The organism is Alicyclobacillus fastidiosus (assembly GCF_026651875.1).
In the GTDB taxonomy this organism is placed as follows: domain Bacteria; phylum Bacillota; class Bacilli; order Alicyclobacillales; family Alicyclobacillaceae; genus Alicyclobacillus; species Alicyclobacillus fastidiosus.
The window spans coordinates 3,072,366-3,092,392 of sequence record NZ_CP104067.1 but is presented as its reverse complement, the minus strand read 5'-3'; the positions used below and the strand labels follow the sequence as shown (position 1 = coordinate 3,092,392).

Below are 20,027 nucleotides of genomic sequence, written 5' to 3'. Positions count from 1 at the left end.
TGGGGTGTTTTGTGGTGTCTGACAAACGGGATCGAACCCATTCCAATTCGTCTGCTGCAGAGGGTGGCATGTTTCATCACGCAAGCGGGCAAAGCGAAGGCACCAATACTTTTGCAGGCGGAAAGGCGGCGCACGCAGAGGGCAGCGGCACTAGGGCCCTCGGTAATCAGTCACATGCAGAGGGTGACTCGACAACCGCTCGTGGAGATGCGTCGCATGCGGAAGGAGGGGGGACGCAGGCCTTAGGAAATCAGTCACATGCAGAAGGTGATACGACAACCGCTCAAGGGGATGCATCGCATGCGGAAGGCGGTGGTACGCAGGCCTTAGGAAATCAGTCACATGCAGAGGGTGACTCGACAACCGCTCGTGGAGATGCGTCGCATGCGGAAGGCGGTGGTACGCAGGCCTTAGGAAATCAGTCACATGCAGAAGGTGATACGACAACCGCTCAAGGGGATGCGTCGCATGCGGAAGGCGGTGGTACGCATGCCAACGGAACCTTGTCGCATGCAGAAGGTGACTCGACACGGGCCGAAGGAGATTCTTCTCACGCGGAAGGAGCGGGGACGCGGGCCTTAGGAAACCTGTCACATGCAGAAGGTGATACGACAACCGCTCAAGGGGATGCGTCGCACTCGGAAGGCGGTGGTACGCATGCCAACGGAACCTTGTCGCATGCAGAAGGTGACTCAACACGAGCCGAAGGAGATTCCTCTCACGCGGAAGGAGCGGGGACGCGGGCCATAGGAAATCTGTCACATGCAGAGGGTGACTCGACCACCGCTCGTGGGGATGCGTCGCATGCGGAAGGCGGTGGTACGCATGCCAATGGAACCTTGTCGCATGCAGAAGGTGACTCAACACGAGCCGAAGGAGATTCCTCCCACGCGGAAGGATTTAACACGAAAGCAACTGGTGCGAACGCCCATGCGGAGGGCGGATATACAACCGCGCACGGTGCTCACGCTCACTCCGAGGGGGAAGGAGTTGCCGTTGACGGGCGAATGAGGAGGACGCGAGCGATTGGGCGTGCTTCTCATGCTGAAGGACAGGCAACCTCTGCATACCAAGCGGCGTCGCATGCAGAAGGGTTTCACACGACCGCCGGTCAAAGAGAGTCTGGCTTTGCTGCTCACGCCGAAGGTAGTCGTTCGAAGGCATTAGGAAACTTTGCCCACAGTGAAGGATTCGCCACAGTGGCAAACGGTGCCGCATCTCATTCTGAGGGAAGGTCGCTCAAGGTTGGTAACATGTTTCTGCAACTTGAAGCAACGGGCCGTGCTTCTCACGCCGAAGGAGCGGGAACCCAGGCATTAGGGGATGCATCCCACGCGGAAGGCGGACCCGCGATCATTGGATCCACCGTTGTACAGGTACAGGCTCACGGGTATGCATCGCATGCGGAAGGCGAAGGTACGCTCTCAACGGGGGATGCGTCGCATGCAGAGGGGGCTCCGGCTAAATTTGAGAATTCCATTGTGCCCACGGAAGCCAGCGGGCGCGCTTCTCACGCCGAAGGGGAGGGAACAAAAGCCTCAGGAGAAGCTTCACACGCAGAGGGGGTGTACACTCGGGCTCGAGGGTTTGCTGCACATGCACAAGGAATTAACACCGACACAGGAGAGTTCGCAGCTTCTCATGTGATGGGGGAAGACGGCACGGCCGATGAGTCTCATTCGTTCTTCCTGATGAAGCACGGAATTCGAGCCAAAATATCGGGGAACACGGGCACCGGCTATTTTGCCGGCGGTATTTCCCTGAGTCGATCCGACTACGCCGAACTGTTTGAGTCGATGGATGGTACTGAGATTGAGCCTGGATATTTCGTCACCTTCGCGAGCGATAGTGACAAAATCCGCGTGGCCACATCGACAGACGACTATATCCTCGGGATTACTAGCTCAACGCCTGGCGTACTCGGCGACAGCAACGATTTTGAGTGGAAACACAAATACCTTACTGACGAGTGGGGAAGAGTTCTGTGTAGGGACGTAGTTGTACATGAAGGACACACAGGTTCACGGGACACGACTTACGAACCCATCATTAATCCAAAGTGGGATCCCGCTCGAACCTACATTCCACGCTTGCACAGACCGGAATGGGTTGCCGTCGGATTGCTCGGCAAACTGCTCGTACGTGAGGATGGGACTTGTCATCCTGGGGGGTATTGTAGACCCAACAATCAGGGGATAGCGACTGCTTCCAAGGACGGTTATCGCATTCTAAAGCGAACGGGGGTAAAGCAAGTTTTAGTTCTGGTGAAATGAGACAGTGCTTCCGAGCATGATTCAATCCTTTTGAACTCCAATGACAACGAACTGTGAGCACGGCAACAATAAGTCCAACAGCCCCACCCATCGCTATGACACGTGACCTTACATATGTGAATGGGATATACACGGCGACAATCGAACCCTTTGTGCATGCTGGGGCAAGCTAGCGACGCAAGAATTTCGCAAAAGAGAAAAGGGTGCGTTGCAGTTTGTCGTGTTCAAACAGAGGCAGTGTGCATAACATGCTATTTCTAGGGCACTGTAACATGATTGATCTGTACAATATATGGGCGTTGGGTGGATGTGAAACAGTCCTACAGATGATTTGGAGAGAAAGGTTGTGTATGGTGTGCATCTACATCATATTCACCATTTGCTTTTACATTTTGGGTTAATTGGTATATTCATCGGTGTGTTGGGTCAAGCATTGTTGCTCCCGTTTCCATCGGAAACGCTCGTCACGCTCGGAAGCGTCGCAGCTTCCAAAGGTGTATATCCGTATTGGTTGCTCTTGCTAGTGGCTTTCATTGGATCTTACTCTGGCTCTCTAATTGGTTATGGAATTGGACGACTAATTGGAAAAGCTACACTCCATCGTTTATATGCAAAACTCAAGATCCCTAAAAAATACCTTTTGAATGCAGAAAAGAGAATGGTGAAGTATTCCTCGCCAGTTTTTATTGTATACCGGTTCTTACCTGGAGTTCGAGGCATTATTCCCTACATAGCCGGTGCAAATCTGTTTCCGTTTCGTTCTTTTGCATTTTTAAGTGGGATCGGGTCAGTGGTGTGGGTGGTCACATTTGCTGTCTTTGGTACTGTTGTACAGAAGTTTATAGGTGTACTCATACACTATAATCTACATGTGATTATCATCGTCATTTTCGTCGGATTTCTATCCGCATATACTGGTTATCGTTTAGGATTGGCTAAAACGTACACATCAGAACAATAAGATCCCCGACATCAGCGGAAGCCCTTGCCATCGTCAGCATTCCGTATACGCTCCTTTGAGTTAACTTTAAAAGAACTTATGTATCATCTTCATTATTCCGTTATAGGAAATTACTTTCTACAAAAGGACGAAATTAGTAGTTCTCGAAAGTCATTAAACGGAAATTAAATGAAAGCAATTTTAGGCTAACACAAGAGCGGGAAGTAGTTTTAATTGCATTTATGGAATCTGGGCAGATGTTTACACCTTTACAAATTCATGAAAACGTAATGAAAAATACAACACCGTAGGTCTGACGACTGTTTACCACATGCTCGAAGTCCTCACGAAACTTCGCCTTCCTACGCCATTTCTTATGAAGGGTGACATTCTCTATACCTTTTGTTCAACGCAACACCATCACATTTCGTGTCTTGAATGCCACAGGGTAAGTGGTGTTTACGAACGTTCAGAACTAACGCGGTATCATGCCCATTTAGGTGTAATTACCAACGTATGGACGTGTATGGCTACTGCACGAACTGTGAAAAAGGAGAGGGAATAGCTTTCCGCTTGGGTCGGTTTTGTGCCTGAAGTGGGTGGAGTTTCAATCTGGCTTGCACTACGTAAAAATCGGCTGCACACAGCACGGATTACATAGAATAACGTTTAAGGAGTTGTAATGAAGATGAAACGTACTACCAAATATGTCTACACATCTTTCATTGCCTTGATGTTTATAGGTATTGGTGCCAAAGTTGTCATGGAAGAACACCACAAGAACTTACATAAGAATCAATATGAAAGAACCAAGGTAGTACAAAATAGTCTTGTCGTACATCGAATATCAGACAGTAATGTTTCTATTCATATCCTTGGAATGCGACGTTTTCCCTATCCATACGACTCAATGCTGGCCATTTCATCTGACGCAGATCATGAAACTTTGCGAAAATTTAATTTGATACATGAATTTGTTAATACTCATCAAAAAACACCATTTGGGTATTACGGATTAGGTCTTCCTTTTGCAGATTCTTTCTTTATGTACAACGGCTCCAATATTAACAGTCCGGTAGATACCGGCAATACGCCGATTACTCAAGAAATGAGCTGGTATAAAGGGGTATCAAATCAGCAGTTCGACGCGAAGGAAATCAACCATTACATAAAGTGTGGTTGGATCGATACACTACATTCTTATGGCGACTTTTCTCGACAAAACCAATGGACAACTCTCTTTTCTCGTCAACTCGCGGTAAGAGCCATTAATACCTTGAAAGAAAACGACGACTACTTAACAGTATGGACTGATCATGGAAATCAGTCAAATGTCGACAACTTTGGCTTGTATGGAACAAATCCGTTCTACAACTATCAGCTTGGATCCGCCCCTAAGACACCATATTACCACACGGATCTGACCATACCATATGGTGTGCGTTTTGTGTGGCCTGATGGTAACAGTGATGTTTTTGGACATACTTCCATGATTTATCCAATTACACTTCCTGACGGAAGAAAAGTGTGGGGATTTTATCGATATACGTCAAGCGGATATACCTCGAATGGGAATCCTAAATGGGACTGGTCCGTTGGGAACTTATCTCAACAGCTTACTCCACAAAACCTGGAATCCCTTGAAAAGTCGCATGATTACTCTATCATTGCACAGCACTTAGAAGCGATAAATACGAAGCTGCCACTCCCACAGAATGCAATTGACGCTCTTTGGCTCTTGGCTGGTCAGTATGACAAGAAGAAAATTCTTGTTTCAACAACGAGTCAATTGCTGAACTACAATGTATCTCAGCAGTACCTCCATTACGACGTAACCTATTCAAGTGGTCTGGCTTATATTCATATAAACAGCATAACGGATCCTGTAGACGGTACGTATATCCCAACGCTAACTGATATTCGTGGGGTAACATTCTATACGTCAGATCCTTCTCGTACGATTATTGAGATTTGGGATAGGCCAATACCGTCGTCTTATGTACAACATAACCCATCGGATGGCGTAGCTCCAAGTGTTGGAATTAAGTGGTTTACTTGGAACACTACGAATTACGCTGAAAGCTAAGGTGTATCCAATAAAATCTCTTTGTAATAAATGCCTATAGTTCACTAAAATTGGTTAATTACAATACCATGGTCCCGAACAGTATTAAATGTTCGGAACCATGTAAGGATACAGTGGTTGAGGAATTTGTATAACATTATTAGCCAGAATATACGGTTGTGTTTGCTGTTGTGGATACCAACTTGTTGGTGCGTACTGATTTAAATAAATCAACAAGGGTTGGGAGAGTATTTTACCGTTAACGGATACCCATTGGTTGTTCGTTACCGTTTGTGAAGTCGGAGATTTTACAAGAATTCCAACAGGTTCTGCATCGGCAATACAACAATAGATAAAATATCTGGTTAAAATGAAAGTGTTATTCGGAAACCCTGGAGGATGGTAGACGAACCCTTCAATTGATACATTACGTCCAATTAAATGTGTTCCGTCTGTCCCATATTCCTCTGCAAGGGTTTCCTCTGATAATTGCCCCTTCTTTTGGATAACGGCGTGATCTTGTAAAGCGTAGTACTTCTTGTCTGCAGCCAAATTTATTTTACTATGCGTTACCTGCACCCAATTTGTTAATGAGGCACCATTCTCAGGGGTTACGTTTTTTCCTGATACAGTATCCTGTATTTTAAAAATTGACCCAGAGACCTCCGTACTCCCCATCGGTATCATATTTGTACCCAGTGGTTTCGGATGCCATGTGAATGCAAGTCCAATGAAGGATGTTAATAGTATTAATGTTGTTATCCCCCACTTAGAATGTATTAGTGTGTGTTCGTGATGATGAGAACAGTTAGGACCATGCACATGTGGTCTGTAAACTAGAGCCGAGATGAAAGAAACTAAAACCACTGCATCAATGACGAATAGAGAAATTTTAACCACGGTTGCTATAAGGGGGGAAACAAGTAAATAAATACTGTTAGATATGATTAAATGCCAGATGAACACTGTGAATATAAGTAAAAATGTGGATGTGGAAAGTTTGGAATAGTACTCTATTCGCTGCTTCAAACCACATGTCACCTCAATCCTGAAATAACTGAACCCACCAAAAAACATAGAGATAAGCAGCCTATGATCGTCACAATCCCTATTCTCCTACCGAACGTACGAGGGAGTAAAAATAAGTTCCTTAAATCTGCCATCTGTCCGATGAGCATAAATGACAAGACACTACCGAAGGAGTACGTACTCAGAAATGACCTCGCCACAAAAGCGTCGGCCTCAGAACAAAGAGAAAATAGAATTGCAAGGAGCATCGTAGTTACCACTTCCAGACTTCCTAAATGTGCAGCGCCACCACCAACATGCTGTACATGATAAGCCTGATAGAGAGATGAAACTGCAGCACCACAAATGAGAAGTCCAGAAATGCTGAAAAACTCTTTAACAGTATGATCTACTATATTGTTCATGCGTTTCCAGGTTCCTTGTATATAATCACTGAGTCTATAGCTGGTATTTGGGGAGGCAAGAGACGGGGAAAGGTCTCTGGTGAATGCTTGACGTTCCTTGACTACCTTATGTTTAACTGACATGTAACCGACAGTACAAGCAATACAATAAGTTAAAAGTCCCCTCAATAAAGTAATCCGGATATTCAATCCAAAAGCAACGAATGTAGCGGCTAACGTTATCGGGTTAACTACAGGCGCTGCTAGCGTAAATGCAACGACTGTTGCCTCAGGAACGCCTTTAATCAAAAGACTACGTGCTATAGGGATCGTTCCACAGTCGCAGATTGGTACGACAACACCTAGCAGACCACCCACTAAGACGGAAAGTACACGATTTCTAGGTAAGTACCGGCACATAGCATCTACTGATACAAATTCTTGAATGAACGAAGACAATAACGCACCAAATATTACAAATGGAAAGGATTCAATTAGGATAGCTAAAAAAATAGGTCTCGCAGATGTTATAGTTTGGTGAATTTGATTTACATTGTTTGGAATCGGGATTTTGACATCTGGATTGAAATCTATATAACACACTCCGAGCAAACCAATAATTGGGATTGCCCAAAATACAGTTGTTTTAAATCTCTGAATGAATTGATATGCCATAATTCCTCCTGTTGTAATACGGAATGACAGTCTATACGATGCAAATCACAGCTTAAGGTGCTAGTTGATAAGTTACGTTATGTGACTTAGCGCGAAGCGCTAGTGCCGAAGGTTACATTTTCTAACCAAGTCGAAAATCCTTGCGTTAATCCTAACTCAGGTATTACAACTTGACCAGCCTAAATCAAGCTGATAAACAGTGCTGCCATACAGACGATCCTGTCACTGAGAGATGATAGTGCACTTGGATGAAGCGATTGTCTGAAGTTCGAAGAAGGGAACGTGTTTCGAGATGATGAGGCTTGTACTTCACGAACATCGCGGTGCAGGTTTACGATTATAGAGTCACCGTTTTGGCGATGGATTTTACCAATAAGTCTTGGGTGTTTACCTCTAAAGCTTTGCCTTAATGCCGGGGCCTTGTGTAGCGTACCCATAATGGTGCAGTACGATGTGAAGACGAATTATTCCGAATAATTTGCCGTTCGTTGTAGACCATAAGGGCGTAGGGAGATGATGTGTATTGAAGACGACCTATTAGGATGTCTCAAACCATCGACGACTTATAGGAAGAGACCGCTACCCCAGATAGCGGTCTCTTTTGGATCTTAGTAACCGGGCTTGCATGGCGATGATCAGGCACTTTTTTGTTTCCGTAAACAAAATTCTCACCGTGGCACGTGTCTCTCGACGCGCGGTGTTTAATGAAAGTTGCCCGAGGTTGCAGTGAATCACTCGAGATTTTGCCTAATCAGGATTGGCGAAGATTAAAAAATCAGACTGACGGTGGATGTTGATTTTGTGACATATTGTGCAGAAAATCCAGTCCAAATGAGTAATTTTATCTAAGGGTATATGCTGGTTGAACCCGTATACGTTGTCTCCTGAACTGTTTTTCTCCAAAAGGGCTAACGGAATTTGAGTATTCCATGTATGTTCGCTGCATACGCTACCTATTGGTTCTATATGTGAGGGCATAAATTGATACACAATTTTGCTTCAAACTGCGTGAACATACGGCGACGACCAGCCTTTATCGTACTATTGGGCAGAAGTGTGCAATATGATTTCTACCATGTAAAGGGAAAGGTATTGTAACATTCTACCAAAGAAAGGCAGGATGTTCCTGATTGGATTGCCAACCCCACATCCAGAGTTCCCACTATCTACGACCATTATGTGATTCCCTGTAAACGAAGAGCCTATTCAACACATTAAATTCCAGGATGGTGAAATGGTGAATATCCATGTAGGCGAAGTAGTTCGTAAGTCCTCTAAAATCTTGTCGGGTGCAATCCTGATGACCGCAGGGATTGGAATATTCATCCCCAACACACTGGCAGGTACATTACCTTCCTCAGATGCGCCGCCCGTGGTTAACGGCTGGGTTCAAGTTTCGACACCTGACCAACTTGAGTACATTGACCAGAACCAGAGCAGTGACATTACCACAGGATCGACTACCACGTATCTGGGCGCGAATATCGAGTTGATGAACAACATTGACCTCACAGGTTATTCGGGCTGGGTGCCAATTGGCGGAAATTCAGAACCGGATTTCGGTGGGACTTTCAACGGTCAAGGATACGAGATCACGGGATTGAACATTGATGATTCAAGTGATGCCAATGTCGGGGTTTTTGGTGAAACTATTGGAACAGTCGAAAATGTCGGTGTATCAGTCTCTCTGGATGGTAGTTCGGGAGCCAATGCAGCGCTGGTCGGAACGCAAGTCAGAGGGTTAATTTCTTACGCGTACACGCTTGGAACTGTAGAAGCACACTCGGGGGGCAACGGGAATTTCAGTGGTGGCGGAAACGGCGGAACGGCTGGTGGGTTGGTCGGCATTCAACTGAGTGGTGGGCACATTCAAGATTCATATTCCAGTGCCCAGGTGTCCAGTGGGGCAGGGGGCAATGGCGCTGCCGAGGAGGGTGGCTGTCCTGGTGGATCAGGTGGAGACGCTGGAGGCTTAGTTGGACAGGCGGCTGGAAACATCCAAAACGCCTACGCTATCGGAGATGTGACGAGTGGGAATGGCGGATCGGGTATCGGCAGTTCGGGAGCTGGTGTTGACTATGGTGGGAATGGCGGCTTAGCAGGAGGGCTAGTAGGTGACGATACTGGATTAATTGTGGATGCCTACGCTGTTGGCTCAGTAACGGCTGGAAATGGTGGCAAAGGCGGTGGCGGTGGCGGCGGTGCAGATGATTATGGCGGAACCGGTGGTTCTGCAGGTGCGCTGGTCGGTACTGATTCCGGACAAGTGACGGATGCCTATGCGGTGGGTGCAGCGGTGGCTGGCTCTGGAGGTGTGGGTGCTGGAGGGGGGTACAATGACGGTAACGGCTCAAGTGGAGTGACCGGCGGGTTAATTGGCATCTTCTCTGGGACACTCTCTGGTTCCTGTTACTTTAATAGTACTGCCAATAGTGTAGGAATTGGCTCTGGTACTACTCCGTCAGATTTGACAGGTGAGTCCGTGTCAGAATTTCAAGCACCCAGCAATCCAGAGGGTACCAATTGGGACTTCACCAATACTTGGGCTATCAACGCATCAGTGAATAACGGTTATCCGTTCTTCCTTCCGCAAATCCTGACGACTTCACCACTTCCTCCTGCAGGTGTAGGTCAACCTTACAGTTACACCTTGAGTGGTTTTGATGGTGCAGGTGAAGGTTTAACATGGAGTTCAACAGCTTTGCCAAATGGTTTGGATCTCAGTTCTACAGGGGCCATCACAGGTACACCGACGGGAGGCTATTCCGGCGACGTAACAGTTAGTGTAACGGACAGCGCGGGAAACACTGCCTCAGCAAACTTGCAACTAGACGTCGTGCCAGAAGCACCAGGTATCATAACACAATCCATCGGACCGGGAACATCACTTGGTACAACCGAAGTGACCGCAACACCGAACAATAACGGAGATACTTTTGCTTACGCATTGGGTAGCACACCTGCAACCACTCCATATGTTGGAGATCCGCTTCCAAATGGTGCAACGACGTATATGTCGGGAAGCGACATTCCGAATGTGAGCGCGGGTCGGTACCTCGATATGTACGAAGTTAACGGGAGTAACCAGATTCAGGCATGGCATGAGTATCAGTTAACAATCAGGGACATTAACTCTGCAGGACCTACTGGGCTTACACACAGCAGTGTTACTCAGACTGGATGGGTAGAAAGTTGGAGTCCGGCCTCAGGTGCATCATCGTATAATGTTTACCTGGGTGGACAAAAGGTCGGTAGTACGACACAAAGTGTGTACTCCTATACGTTCACAGGAGAAAAGCCTGGAACAACCTATAGCGTTCAAGTATCTTCCGTAAATAGCTCTGGTCAAGAGAGTGCATTGTCAGTGCCAGACTCGGTGACAACTGCGGTCTATGGTGGTGGAGGACCCATACCTCCATATATCAACACCGTCTCCTTTATGGAGGATGCAAAAGTTGGTACACCATACTCGGCCCAACTCGTGACAACAGGGGGTACACACCCGTTTCAATGGAGCATTACCAACGGCGCATTGCCGCAGGGACTGACCCTGAACAATCAAGGTATCATTTCTGGCACGCCAACAGGTCTTGGTGGTCAGTACCTGTTCACTGTGAAAGTCACCGACGCGAACAACTTAAATGCCACACGTCAGCTCACGTTGACAGTGGATGGACCGACTTCGTATCCATTGATCACGACCACGAGTCTACCGTCGGCTACCGTAGGTCAATCGTATGAGCAGACGCTGGGTGCAACGGGTGGAACTGCGCCCTACACATGGAGCGTCACAAAGGGGGCGCTACCGTCGGGGCTGAGTCTTAATGCACATACTGGGGAGATCACAGGTAGTGCGTTAACGAGCGGAATATCTAATGTGACGATACAGACTATAGACGCAAACGGACTGACTGTAACAAAGACTCTCTCCATAGACGTCCTACGAAAGAATCAACGTGAAATTGTGTGGAATGGACACATTCAGAACGTGCCTACAGTTGTTGGAAACGATGGGGGTACGCAGACGACGTACATACCCATTTGGTACGTGATGCAACTGCTGAAGTCGATGGGTATTCAGAGCACGTGGAATGGCCAGAAGTGGAACATGTCCACATCAGCGACTGCGAACCTGTCGAACATTCAAGCAGGGACAGGAAGCACCAGCATCTACCTGAACGGGACGCTGGTACAGAATGTGAATACGGAAGCGCAAGTTGATCCGTCGACGAACAAGCCGACGATGTACATGCCGATTTGGTACGTGCAACAGGTACTCAATCGAGTTGGTTTGCAGAGCACATGGAATGGAACAACGTGGGTTGTAACTCAGGAGAATAGCTAATCCTGTGCTTTCAAATGCAGGTCTCGTGTAAATACGGGGCCTGCTATTTTTAGGAATTTAGTGCAAAATCTACTTGGGCATCTGCACCTTACTCAGTCAAAATACATCACCATAAATCTATGCGTGTAGACATTCCTTCACAATATCCGACCGACTTGCTATGTGATTTACCAGGCCAAAACTAAAGTGGCGTTGTTGTAGTAACACGGGTTGATACGTTTGATGGCGTCAGTGGGGAAGGCCCTATGAATACGCCGAGGCAGCACTGTATCTATGTTCAGATGAATCCTCATTTATCACGGGTATTGCGTTACCAGTAGACGGCGGCTTCACAGCAATGTAATTTTCAGAATCATGCCGCGAAACACTAGGCCGGAGTCAGGCGACATCATTAAATCTGAACTTCTGCAGGCGTGAATTATACACAAATATCATTTTAAAAAGGGGTCATTACGGACTGATTCTGATAAAAAGAATAGATGTCCCCGATCGTATTCCATGTGGCTTACGGTGTACTTATAGGCCTCGCTGCGCCAGAAGAACGTCGGATAATGATTTCTGGCTGAAAGATGATTTTCCGTGGCCCGGAGATAGGAATCCCATCGATAACCTCAAAAAGCATCTGAGTCGCGAGCGATCCGAAGTTGTATGCAGGCTGCGTAGCGACAGTGAGAAACGGCTCAGCAAGGGATATCTGGTCAAAATCGTCGAAGGAAACAATAGATACATCCTCAGGCACGGAAAAATTTTGCTGACGCAATAGTTTTACGGTTTGCGCGGCAACAAAGTTATTCGCCGTAAAGATGGCCGTAGGGCGTGGGGTGCAACTCACCAATTCATGTACGACCTGATTGTTCAGGGGCTTCGTATAAGAAGCCTCTTTGACGTATTCTGCCCGAAATTCGATCCCAGACTCTTTTAATGCCTGCGTGTAGCCCAATAATCGGTCGCGACTCGTTGAAGTCGTGAGACTACCCGTGATGATTGCAATGTTCTGATGTCCCAAATTAAATAGATGATCCATTAATTGTTTCGTCCCGAGCACACTGTCGCCTCGAACCACATCAGAGTGAATCCCGGCTACTTCTCTATCTACAAGCACATAAGGGATCTTGAACTCGGAAAGCATTTTCAGGTTACGCTTTGATTCGTTTCCGGCAGGAACAACGATCACGCCATCTACTCGAATCGACAAACACATTTCTATATATTCAAGTTCCTTGTTTACGTTTTCGTCGGTATTGCCAAGAATGACTCGATAGTTTTGTTTTCTAGCCATATCCTCGGTACCTCGAGCGATCGTCGTAAAGAAGGGGTTTCTGATATCTGGGACAATCAAAGCAAGAGTTTGTGTCTTTTGTCGGACCAGACTTCGCGCTAAACTGTTGGGCACGTAGTTCAATTCTTTCATTGCTTGGAGAACACGTTTTTTTGTCTGTTCCTTGACGTAACCGTTTCCATTAATGACACGAGATACTGTCATTGAGGATACCTGAGCAAGTTTTGCCACATCATGAATGTTCGTCACGGTTAACGCCTCCAAGTAAGTAAACACGAAATACGAATGCGCAAATATTATGGTAATAATAACATATAATTAGTTTGTAACATAATAATCAGAATACTCAAGGCTATGTATGATAGCACTGTCATGTTTTGAGGTGAGTCCATCAACAATCAGAGTCGTATACCTCGTGACTATTTGGTCTAATAAAACTGGAGAGCTTTAAGAGAGCTAAAAACTTGAAGAAAGCGATGTCTAAGGTTGCATTGGTCGGGGTACCGGGACCGATCCTCATATTGTCACATCTTGCGAACTTTTTTTCCATGTTCACTTCAGCGAGGTGAATGTTTTTCCTGATTTTGTACCCATTGTCTCTCCCAAATCTATATGAATATGCGTAAGTTTTACGGATTTGATATTGAACAAGCGGGGGCGAGAATTGAACAACCTCGTCGATCAATTGGTGCATGGATATTCAGCGCAATCCCGGACGCTGTCATGTCGTTTAGGGGCAGTTTAACGCAATACCACACCAGTTTAATAAACAACTAGGTAAATACTTTCTTTCATCTCATAAAATATTTAAATTACAGAAGATTTGAGCTACCATTTCGTGTGCATTTGAAACGCAAAATACAATCTCGAGGTGGGTCCCGTGTCGTCTATCAAAACAAAGTTCAACAACGAGGCAAAATTTCACCTCAGAGATATTCATGCGTTCAAGAATGCGGCCCGTTTCCTGTGGTTGCTTGCATGTGAGAACTGGATGATGACGATTGCATTGGTGGTCGTTACCCTCGTTCAAGGCTTAATTCCAGTGTGGGAAGTTTCTGTGCTAGGTCGCTTTGTCAATCAAATCGCATCATAGATTTCCAATGATAGTAAACTTTTCCTCAAACCTCTTTATTGGTCAGCAGGGACCTTGCTTGTTCTTATGATTGCACGTAATGGAGTGCAGTTGGCAGCAGACGGTTTGTAAGACTATCTTCGAGATCGAATGAAAGGCCGATTGCAACTGCGCGTTTTGCAGAAGGCATTTCGGATGGAGGTCTCCTATTTCGATCACGAAGACGGATACGAAGAACTGCAGCGTGCGAATGCCATGCTAAATTATCGAACCGTGAATATTTCGATATTTGGTTTATACACCGGTCAATCGATGGTAACGTCCATTGGTTTTGTGGTCGTTATTGCCCGCGTATCGTGGTGGCTAGGATTACTTATTATAACGGCGGCGCTGCCGTCCTTATGGTGGAAGATCAGGAATTCAAAGCAGGGTTACATCCATGACTATAATACGCTTACACCAACTCGGAGACGTCTATCCTACTTTGAAAGGACAATGACAGACAAGGAGTTTTCGAAGGAAGTCAGGTTGTTTGGACTCGGCGGCCACTTGCTTCATTCGTGGCAAAAGTACCAGAAGATCTGGTTGCGGGAGACATTGCAGGATTCGCGGCGGGAAGCTAAGGCAACCTTGGTGAGCGACGGCATACTACAAGCGGCGTTCGCTATTGCGGCTATCATCTTCGCCGTCATGATCGCCAATGGAAACCTGAACCTGGGTGAATATGTCATGTTACTTCAGATGATTCGCCAGCTTCAGGGTTCGATTGAAAGCATAATGAAAATGCTTCGCAATCTTTATCAAGACGGGCTATTTGCTGAAAACCTGTTTCGTTTCCTGGAGAGGCCTATCCAATCCGTTGCTCAAGGAACTATCAAGTTTCCAAATCCATTACGTCTTGGTATTACCTTCGAGGATGTCTGGTTCCGCTATCCCCACTCTAACGAATGGGTGCTGCGTGGTGTTTCGTTTCATATTGTACCAGGCCAAACGGCGTCGCTTGTCGGCCGAAATGGCTCCGGAAAAACCACTCTGGTCAAACTTATGATGGGGATGTACCGACCAAATCGTGGTCGAATTCTCCTTGATGGGATCCCGCTTCAAGAGTTGCATGAGGATGACCTGTGGCGCCACATGACGGTCATATTTCAGGACTTTACACGCTTCGAATTAACGCTTCGTGAGAGTATTGGCTTCGGGGATATATCGAAGCTGGATAATTTGGATGATATCCGGCACGCATCGATGCGTGCCGGCGTATCAGATATCGCGACTTGGTTAAAGGACGGATACGAAACGCTCCTAAACCAGGAATTTGGTGGAATCAATCTATCTGGGGGGCAATGGCAGAAAGTCGCCTTGGCGAGGACTTTGATGCGGGATGCGGACATTCTCATACTCGATGAGCCAACGTCCGCGTTAGATCCCAGAGCTGAATACGCGGTATTTGAACAGTTCAAGCAACTTTCCGGAGGGCGTACCACTTTCCTTATCTCTCATCGAGTCGGCACAGCGCGGTTGGCTGATGTTATTTTGGTATTGCGTGATGGAGAATTAGCGGAAATGGGCCTCCACGATGACCTCGTCACAGCTCGGGGCGAATATACCTCGTTGTTTGAGGCGCAAGCACAATGGTATCGCGAAACTGTCACTTGAGAGAGGGGCCCGGGATACAGGCTATGAAGGCAAAGGAACGTTTTATGAACTCGCTGCAAATGTTATCCGGGATAGGTCTACTATGTACATATATATGGAACTCTGGTAAATTTTCGTCCGTTGGACTTGCAGCGAATACGATTCTCTCTGGATTACTACCTGCTTTAGATATCTGGGTACTCGGACAAATGGTGAATGCGGTGGCAAATTGGGTTGCTGGACACTCTGCGACAAGTCATCCTGCCGTATCCTTCTTTCATGCATTTCTACCCTGGTTGGTTGTCTTGATATTGTTACGAATGTTAAAACAGAGTTTAAGCAGTCTTGGGGACTTTCTCGAAAGCTATCTTCAAGAGCAACTTACGTATCATTTGGAGACTGACCTTCTAGTAAAAGCAGCCCGCATGTCTCTTGCTCATTTTGAAGATGGGGAGTTCCACGATCAGTTAACTCGAGCCAAGAATGGTATGGGCCTTGGCCTGGTTAATCTCTTTTACATGGTTCGCACCCAAGTACAAACGCTCGTGACTGTTGGCGGCTTAATTGCTGTAACTGTTAAAGGATATTGGCTGATTCCAATCCTTGTAATCTGTTCAAGCCTCCCGACGCTCCGATTGCAAACCAAGTTCAACATCAACCGGTATGAGATGTACTTCGGCCATACACCGAAAAACCGTCTTATGCAGTATTTGGTACAGGTGCTTATAGAACGTGATGCAGCCAAGGAGGTCCGGTTATTTGGACTTGGTTTATATTTGTCGAACCGATGGCGAGCGCTTTACGAAGAGGTACGGAAGGAAACCGTTCATCAGGCGTCCAAACATCGACTGATTCTTTTCGCTGTTGGGTTGATTCCGGCCGTGGCATTTGGCTCTAGTTTAGCATTGGTCATCTGGACCGTCGTCGACAAGCGGCTCGTTGTAGGCGCTGCGGTTGCTGTTGTTTACGCGGTTCAGCAACTTCAGCAACAAGTGGAAAGCTCCATTCGCAACGCTGGACATCTACATGATCTGTACATGCGGTTTTGGGGAGACACCATGACCTTCCTTCGTATTCCTGAACAGCCTTGGGAGAGATCGGAACCTACGACTGCTACCGAACGTGAATCTATCCCTCACGTACCAATTGCATTGAATGAGAGATGGTCACGTACGATGTACCCGGAGCCGAAAACAATCGTCGCTGAACGCGTGACCTTTTCCTATCCTGGTTCATCGACTCCAGCTGTGCAAGATGTCACATTTACGGTGAAGCCCGGTGAGAAAATTGCGCTTCTCGGAGAAAATGGAGCGGGTAAGAGCACTTTGGTGAAATTGTTGCTGGGGCTTTACGAACCAATGGCAGGAGTTATTCAGTACGGTGATGTAGATATTCGGGCTATCCATCCGGACGCTTTATGGAATCACGTATCAACTGTCTTTCAAGATTTTAGTCAGTTTCACTTGTCTGCACAGGAAAACATTGGATTTGGCCAATTATCCCGGATGAACTCGCTTGTGGCGGTGAAGGAGGCCGCTGTTGGCGGCGGAGCGGCAGACTTTATTGAAGCGTGGGAAGATAAGTACGAAACCCTTCTCGGTCCCACTTTTGGTGGAAGAGACCTATCTGGTGGACAGTGGCAGAAGATAGCCACCTCACGAGGATTTATGCGACAACCATATTTTCTCATTCTTGATGAACCAACAGCAGCGCTAGACCCCATAGCGGAAATGGAGGTATACCGGCGTTTTCAAGAGATGGCCGGAGATCGAACAGCCCTGTTGATTTCGCATCGGATTGGATTTGCAAGGTTAGCAGACCGAATTCTCGTGATGAAAGAGGGACGGCTCATCGAATCGGGGACCCATCAAGAATTGATTCAAACAAGAGGCGAATATTACAAACTGCTAGAAATTCAATCGCAGTGGTACAAATGACTTTCTTTGTCTGGTGCTAAAGTTACAGGTTTGATAAACCAATACCAGGTAGATTGGGCTACTGGTATTTCACACAATATGCCTTGTGATTCCGAGGGTATTGCTCTGAGAATTATTCGGTGGGCCTGGGGCGTGAAAGCATTCCGTACGAGGTGCACAGTATCCAAAGATCTAGGTCCCCTACTAGAACCCCCCGAATATTCTTGCGCTAGTCATAATGAACGACACCGGCTCCGTTTCGCACATCGTGGATTACACTGAGACTTGAGAGAACAGTGCAGAGCCACATACGAAAGGAGCCGAGTCGTTACTATGAAGACTATCACAAAGTTTGTAGGTTTGGATGTATCTAAGGAAAATATCGCAGTTGCGGTAGCAGACGAAGGCCGTGGAGAACCGAGATATATCGGAATGTTCCCTCATACAGTGGAAGCTGTAAGGAGTTTAGTACATAGACTGGCTTCAGAAGAACTGTAGTAAAGAATAATTCTAATTAGCGTTGAAGGTCGGGACTGAAGGCACAGGAATCCGGTACGGGGAAACCTCGTCCCCCGATTGTGCAAAGTCCAGAACCTGACGCACGAAGCTAGTCCGAGGCAGCCCCATGACGGAGGTACGAAATGTGGTAACCAACCCACGGATATCAGTGTGCCAACCGTCGACGAACCTTGCCTTGGGTCCGGGCTTTCAACCCCATCACGACACGGGGCTTGACGGTGTCGTTCATATCATCGGGGCTTATGCGACAGATCATGCATGAGTCCTTTTCGTATTAAAGGGCAGCATAGTCTCACAGCGCGCCCAGCTAAGCCGGGCACAACTTGTTGGTGGGAGGACAACCGAGGTAGGGCCCAAGCCGCCTCGTAGCTAGCAGGAATCTGGTGGTGAAGGCCTAAGTGCTACGGTAATATGTCAACTCCCTGAAACTCGAGAAATGGAAATTCTGTTGGGCTAAATCTCTGTGAAGTTACGAAAAAAGACAGCGCCAAAGAAAACCAGTCTGTCGTTTAGATTAAATTGGATTTTTACCCAATAATGTTAAATGTCCGATTATTGCTTCTCCGTATCCACCTTCCTTCTAGGCTCTGCTTGTTTTTCATATTTGACTAATATAGGCGGGGCAAAAATCAAGAATTTCTTGTGAATAGACTGAGTTACACCATTAGGTCTGCCATCAAGCGTGATGAAAAAATTTGTCCGAATTAAGGCTACAAATCGATGGAGAGACGGAAATCTAGATAGAGAAAAAGGGGAGGGGTTCATCGATGTACCCGGATTTGAAAATTTAATACATACGGACACCGTCAGTCCAAGAAACCTATTTTTGGTTGCGGTCAATGATAATAGTATTGTCGGGTTCTCAAGATGTAAAGGAACCTACCTGAAGAGATTCTCTCATACAGTCGAATTTGGCGTATGCGTACTGAAGGAGTTTTGGGGATACGGAATCGGTAAAAATCTCCTGAAGCAGTCTATCGTTTGGGCTGACTCTAATGGTTTCCGACGGTAAATACTACAACACCATTGTTATGGGAAGGTTCAATGCCTGACAGCCAAAGAAACCATTATTGAACGGGGGCGAATGTCGAAGAAGGACTTAGACTCGCCAATACATAAATATACAGTATTGGTTCGGAACGCAGATTAGTTCAATAGTGTTCCTTACTATGATATGGATTGGCTCAACTGCATGGTTCCAATTCATTATTTAAAGGTGGCGAAGAGGTATGACAGCGTGGGCCTCAATGATTATCCGTCGCCCGATGTCCGGCGACACGAAAATGGGCACTCATCGTGCGCTCCCGGATAATTTGACAGTTCTCCCGGAAAAACTACAACTCCACCCGGAGTACGCTTCAACAGCATTAAACCTTAAGCGAGGAAAACTAAAAGTGAAAACAAGTGAGAGGTGTCTCGAAGACTGCTCTCACCATTCTATTCAAGGGTTGTCCCGTGTATGCCAGCCTCGATAGCTTCCGACTCCATGCTATTCATCATTTTGTCCTAAACTTGGTTGAGATAAAACATAGAACGGTGTACGGACTGAGTATGCATAGACGGGCCTGGGCTTGTGCGTTAGTACTCTCTCATACGCGTCAAGCAAATACTGAAGTTCCCATTTGTCCTCCTCGAGGGCGCATACATCGCCCACGCTATTCCTAGCTATTGCAATTAGTTGAGTCGCTTTGCGCATACCCCGAGTACCACCTGGGCGTGACATATGTTCTGACCAAGCCTCAATAACTTGCTCTGGTGTCAGAGATGTTAAGTCAGATGGAGACAGAAAGCTACGTAATGTTGCTAGGGATCGTGGGATGAATATCTCTTTGAAAACCTTTGTGTACTCAGGGAATCGTATGGTACACAGGTCGAACCCGTTTCGGACGGGCACCT

At 46.6% G+C, this 20,027-nt stretch carries 10 protein-coding genes and 3 pseudogenes; 10 read left to right on the top strand and 3 right to left on the bottom strand.

Annotated features, from left to right (window positions below):
* Nucleotides 1-14: 14 nt before the first annotated feature.
* The 4 genes and pseudogenes from NZD89_RS15365 to NZD89_RS15355 all read left to right on the top strand — a co-directional run bounded on the left by NZD89_RS15365 (nt 15) and on the right by NZD89_RS15355 (nt 5,299).
* Entirely contained in the window at nt 15-2,273 is a 2,259-nt protein-coding gene (locus tag NZD89_RS15365; RefSeq protein WP_268003681.1) for a peptidase G2 autoproteolytic cleavage domain-containing protein, read from the top strand.
* A gap of 346 nt (nt 2,274-2,619) precedes the next feature.
* Complete coding sequence (locus tag NZD89_RS15360) at nt 2,620-3,234, top strand: DedA family protein (RefSeq protein ID WP_268003680.1); 615 nt, start codon at nt 2,620-2,622, stop codon at nt 3,232-3,234.
* Between the two features lie 283 nt (nt 3,235-3,517).
* Nucleotides 3,518-3,778: pseudogene (locus NZD89_RS29655) on the top strand (transcriptional repressor); the annotation flags it as partial.
* 123 nt (nt 3,779-3,901) lie between these two features.
* Nucleotides 3,902-5,299, top strand: coding sequence for a hypothetical protein (locus tag NZD89_RS15355; protein WP_268003679.1), 1,398 nt, complete (start codon nt 3,902-3,904; stop codon nt 5,297-5,299).
* 84 nt (nt 5,300-5,383) lie between these two features.
* Here NZD89_RS15355 and NZD89_RS15350 read toward each other — a convergent pair whose 3' ends face one another.
* Entirely contained in the window at nt 5,384-6,307 is a 924-nt protein-coding gene (locus NZD89_RS15350; RefSeq protein ID WP_268003678.1) for a TIGR03943 family putative permease subunit, read from the bottom strand.
* An 8-nt stretch (nt 6,308-6,315) separates the two neighbouring features.
* Nucleotides 6,316-7,365, bottom strand: a complete 1,050-nt coding sequence (locus NZD89_RS15345) for a permease (protein ID WP_268003677.1) — start codon at nt 7,363-7,365, stop codon at nt 6,316-6,318.
* 1,237 nt (nt 7,366-8,602) lie between these two features.
* Between NZD89_RS15345 and NZD89_RS15340 the strand changes: the two genes are divergently transcribed.
* Complete coding sequence (locus NZD89_RS15340) at nt 8,603-11,710, top strand: putative Ig domain-containing protein (protein ID WP_268003676.1); 3,108 nt, start codon at nt 8,603-8,605, stop codon at nt 11,708-11,710.
* A 238-nt stretch (nt 11,711-11,948) separates the two neighbouring features.
* Nucleotides 11,949-12,053: pseudogene (locus NZD89_RS15335) on the top strand (SDR family oxidoreductase); the annotation flags it as partial.
* Nucleotides 12,054-12,215: 162 nt separating this feature from the next.
* On the opposite strand, the gene NZD89_RS15330 reads toward NZD89_RS15335, so the two are convergent.
* Entirely contained in the window at nt 12,216-13,238 is a 1,023-nt protein-coding gene (locus tag NZD89_RS15330) for a LacI family DNA-binding transcriptional regulator (RefSeq protein ID WP_268003675.1), read from the bottom strand.
* 631 nt (nt 13,239-13,869) lie between these two features.
* Between NZD89_RS15330 and NZD89_RS15325 the strand changes: the two genes are divergently transcribed.
* The 4 genes and pseudogenes from NZD89_RS15325 (at nt 13,870) to NZD89_RS15310 (ending at nt 19,183) form a co-directional block, all read left to right on the top strand.
* Entirely contained in the window at nt 13,870-14,082 is a 213-nt protein-coding gene (locus tag NZD89_RS15325; RefSeq protein ID WP_268003674.1) for a hypothetical protein, read from the top strand.
* 174 nt (nt 14,083-14,256) lie between these two features.
* Nucleotides 14,257-15,717, top strand: a complete 1,461-nt coding sequence (locus NZD89_RS15320) for an ABC transporter ATP-binding protein (protein ID WP_268003673.1) — start codon at nt 14,257-14,259, stop codon at nt 15,715-15,717.
* Between the two features lie 23 nt (nt 15,718-15,740).
* Nucleotides 15,741-17,633 carry an ABC transporter ATP-binding protein gene (locus NZD89_RS15315; RefSeq protein WP_268003672.1) on the top strand — a complete coding sequence of 631 codons (1,893 nt, stop codon included), beginning with the start codon at nt 15,741-15,743 and terminating at the stop codon, nt 17,631-17,633.
* Between the two features lie 1,140 nt (nt 17,634-18,773).
* Nucleotides 18,774-19,183 (top strand): annotated as a pseudogene (locus NZD89_RS15310) (GNAT family N-acetyltransferase).
* Nucleotides 19,184-20,027 lie beyond the last annotated feature (844 nt).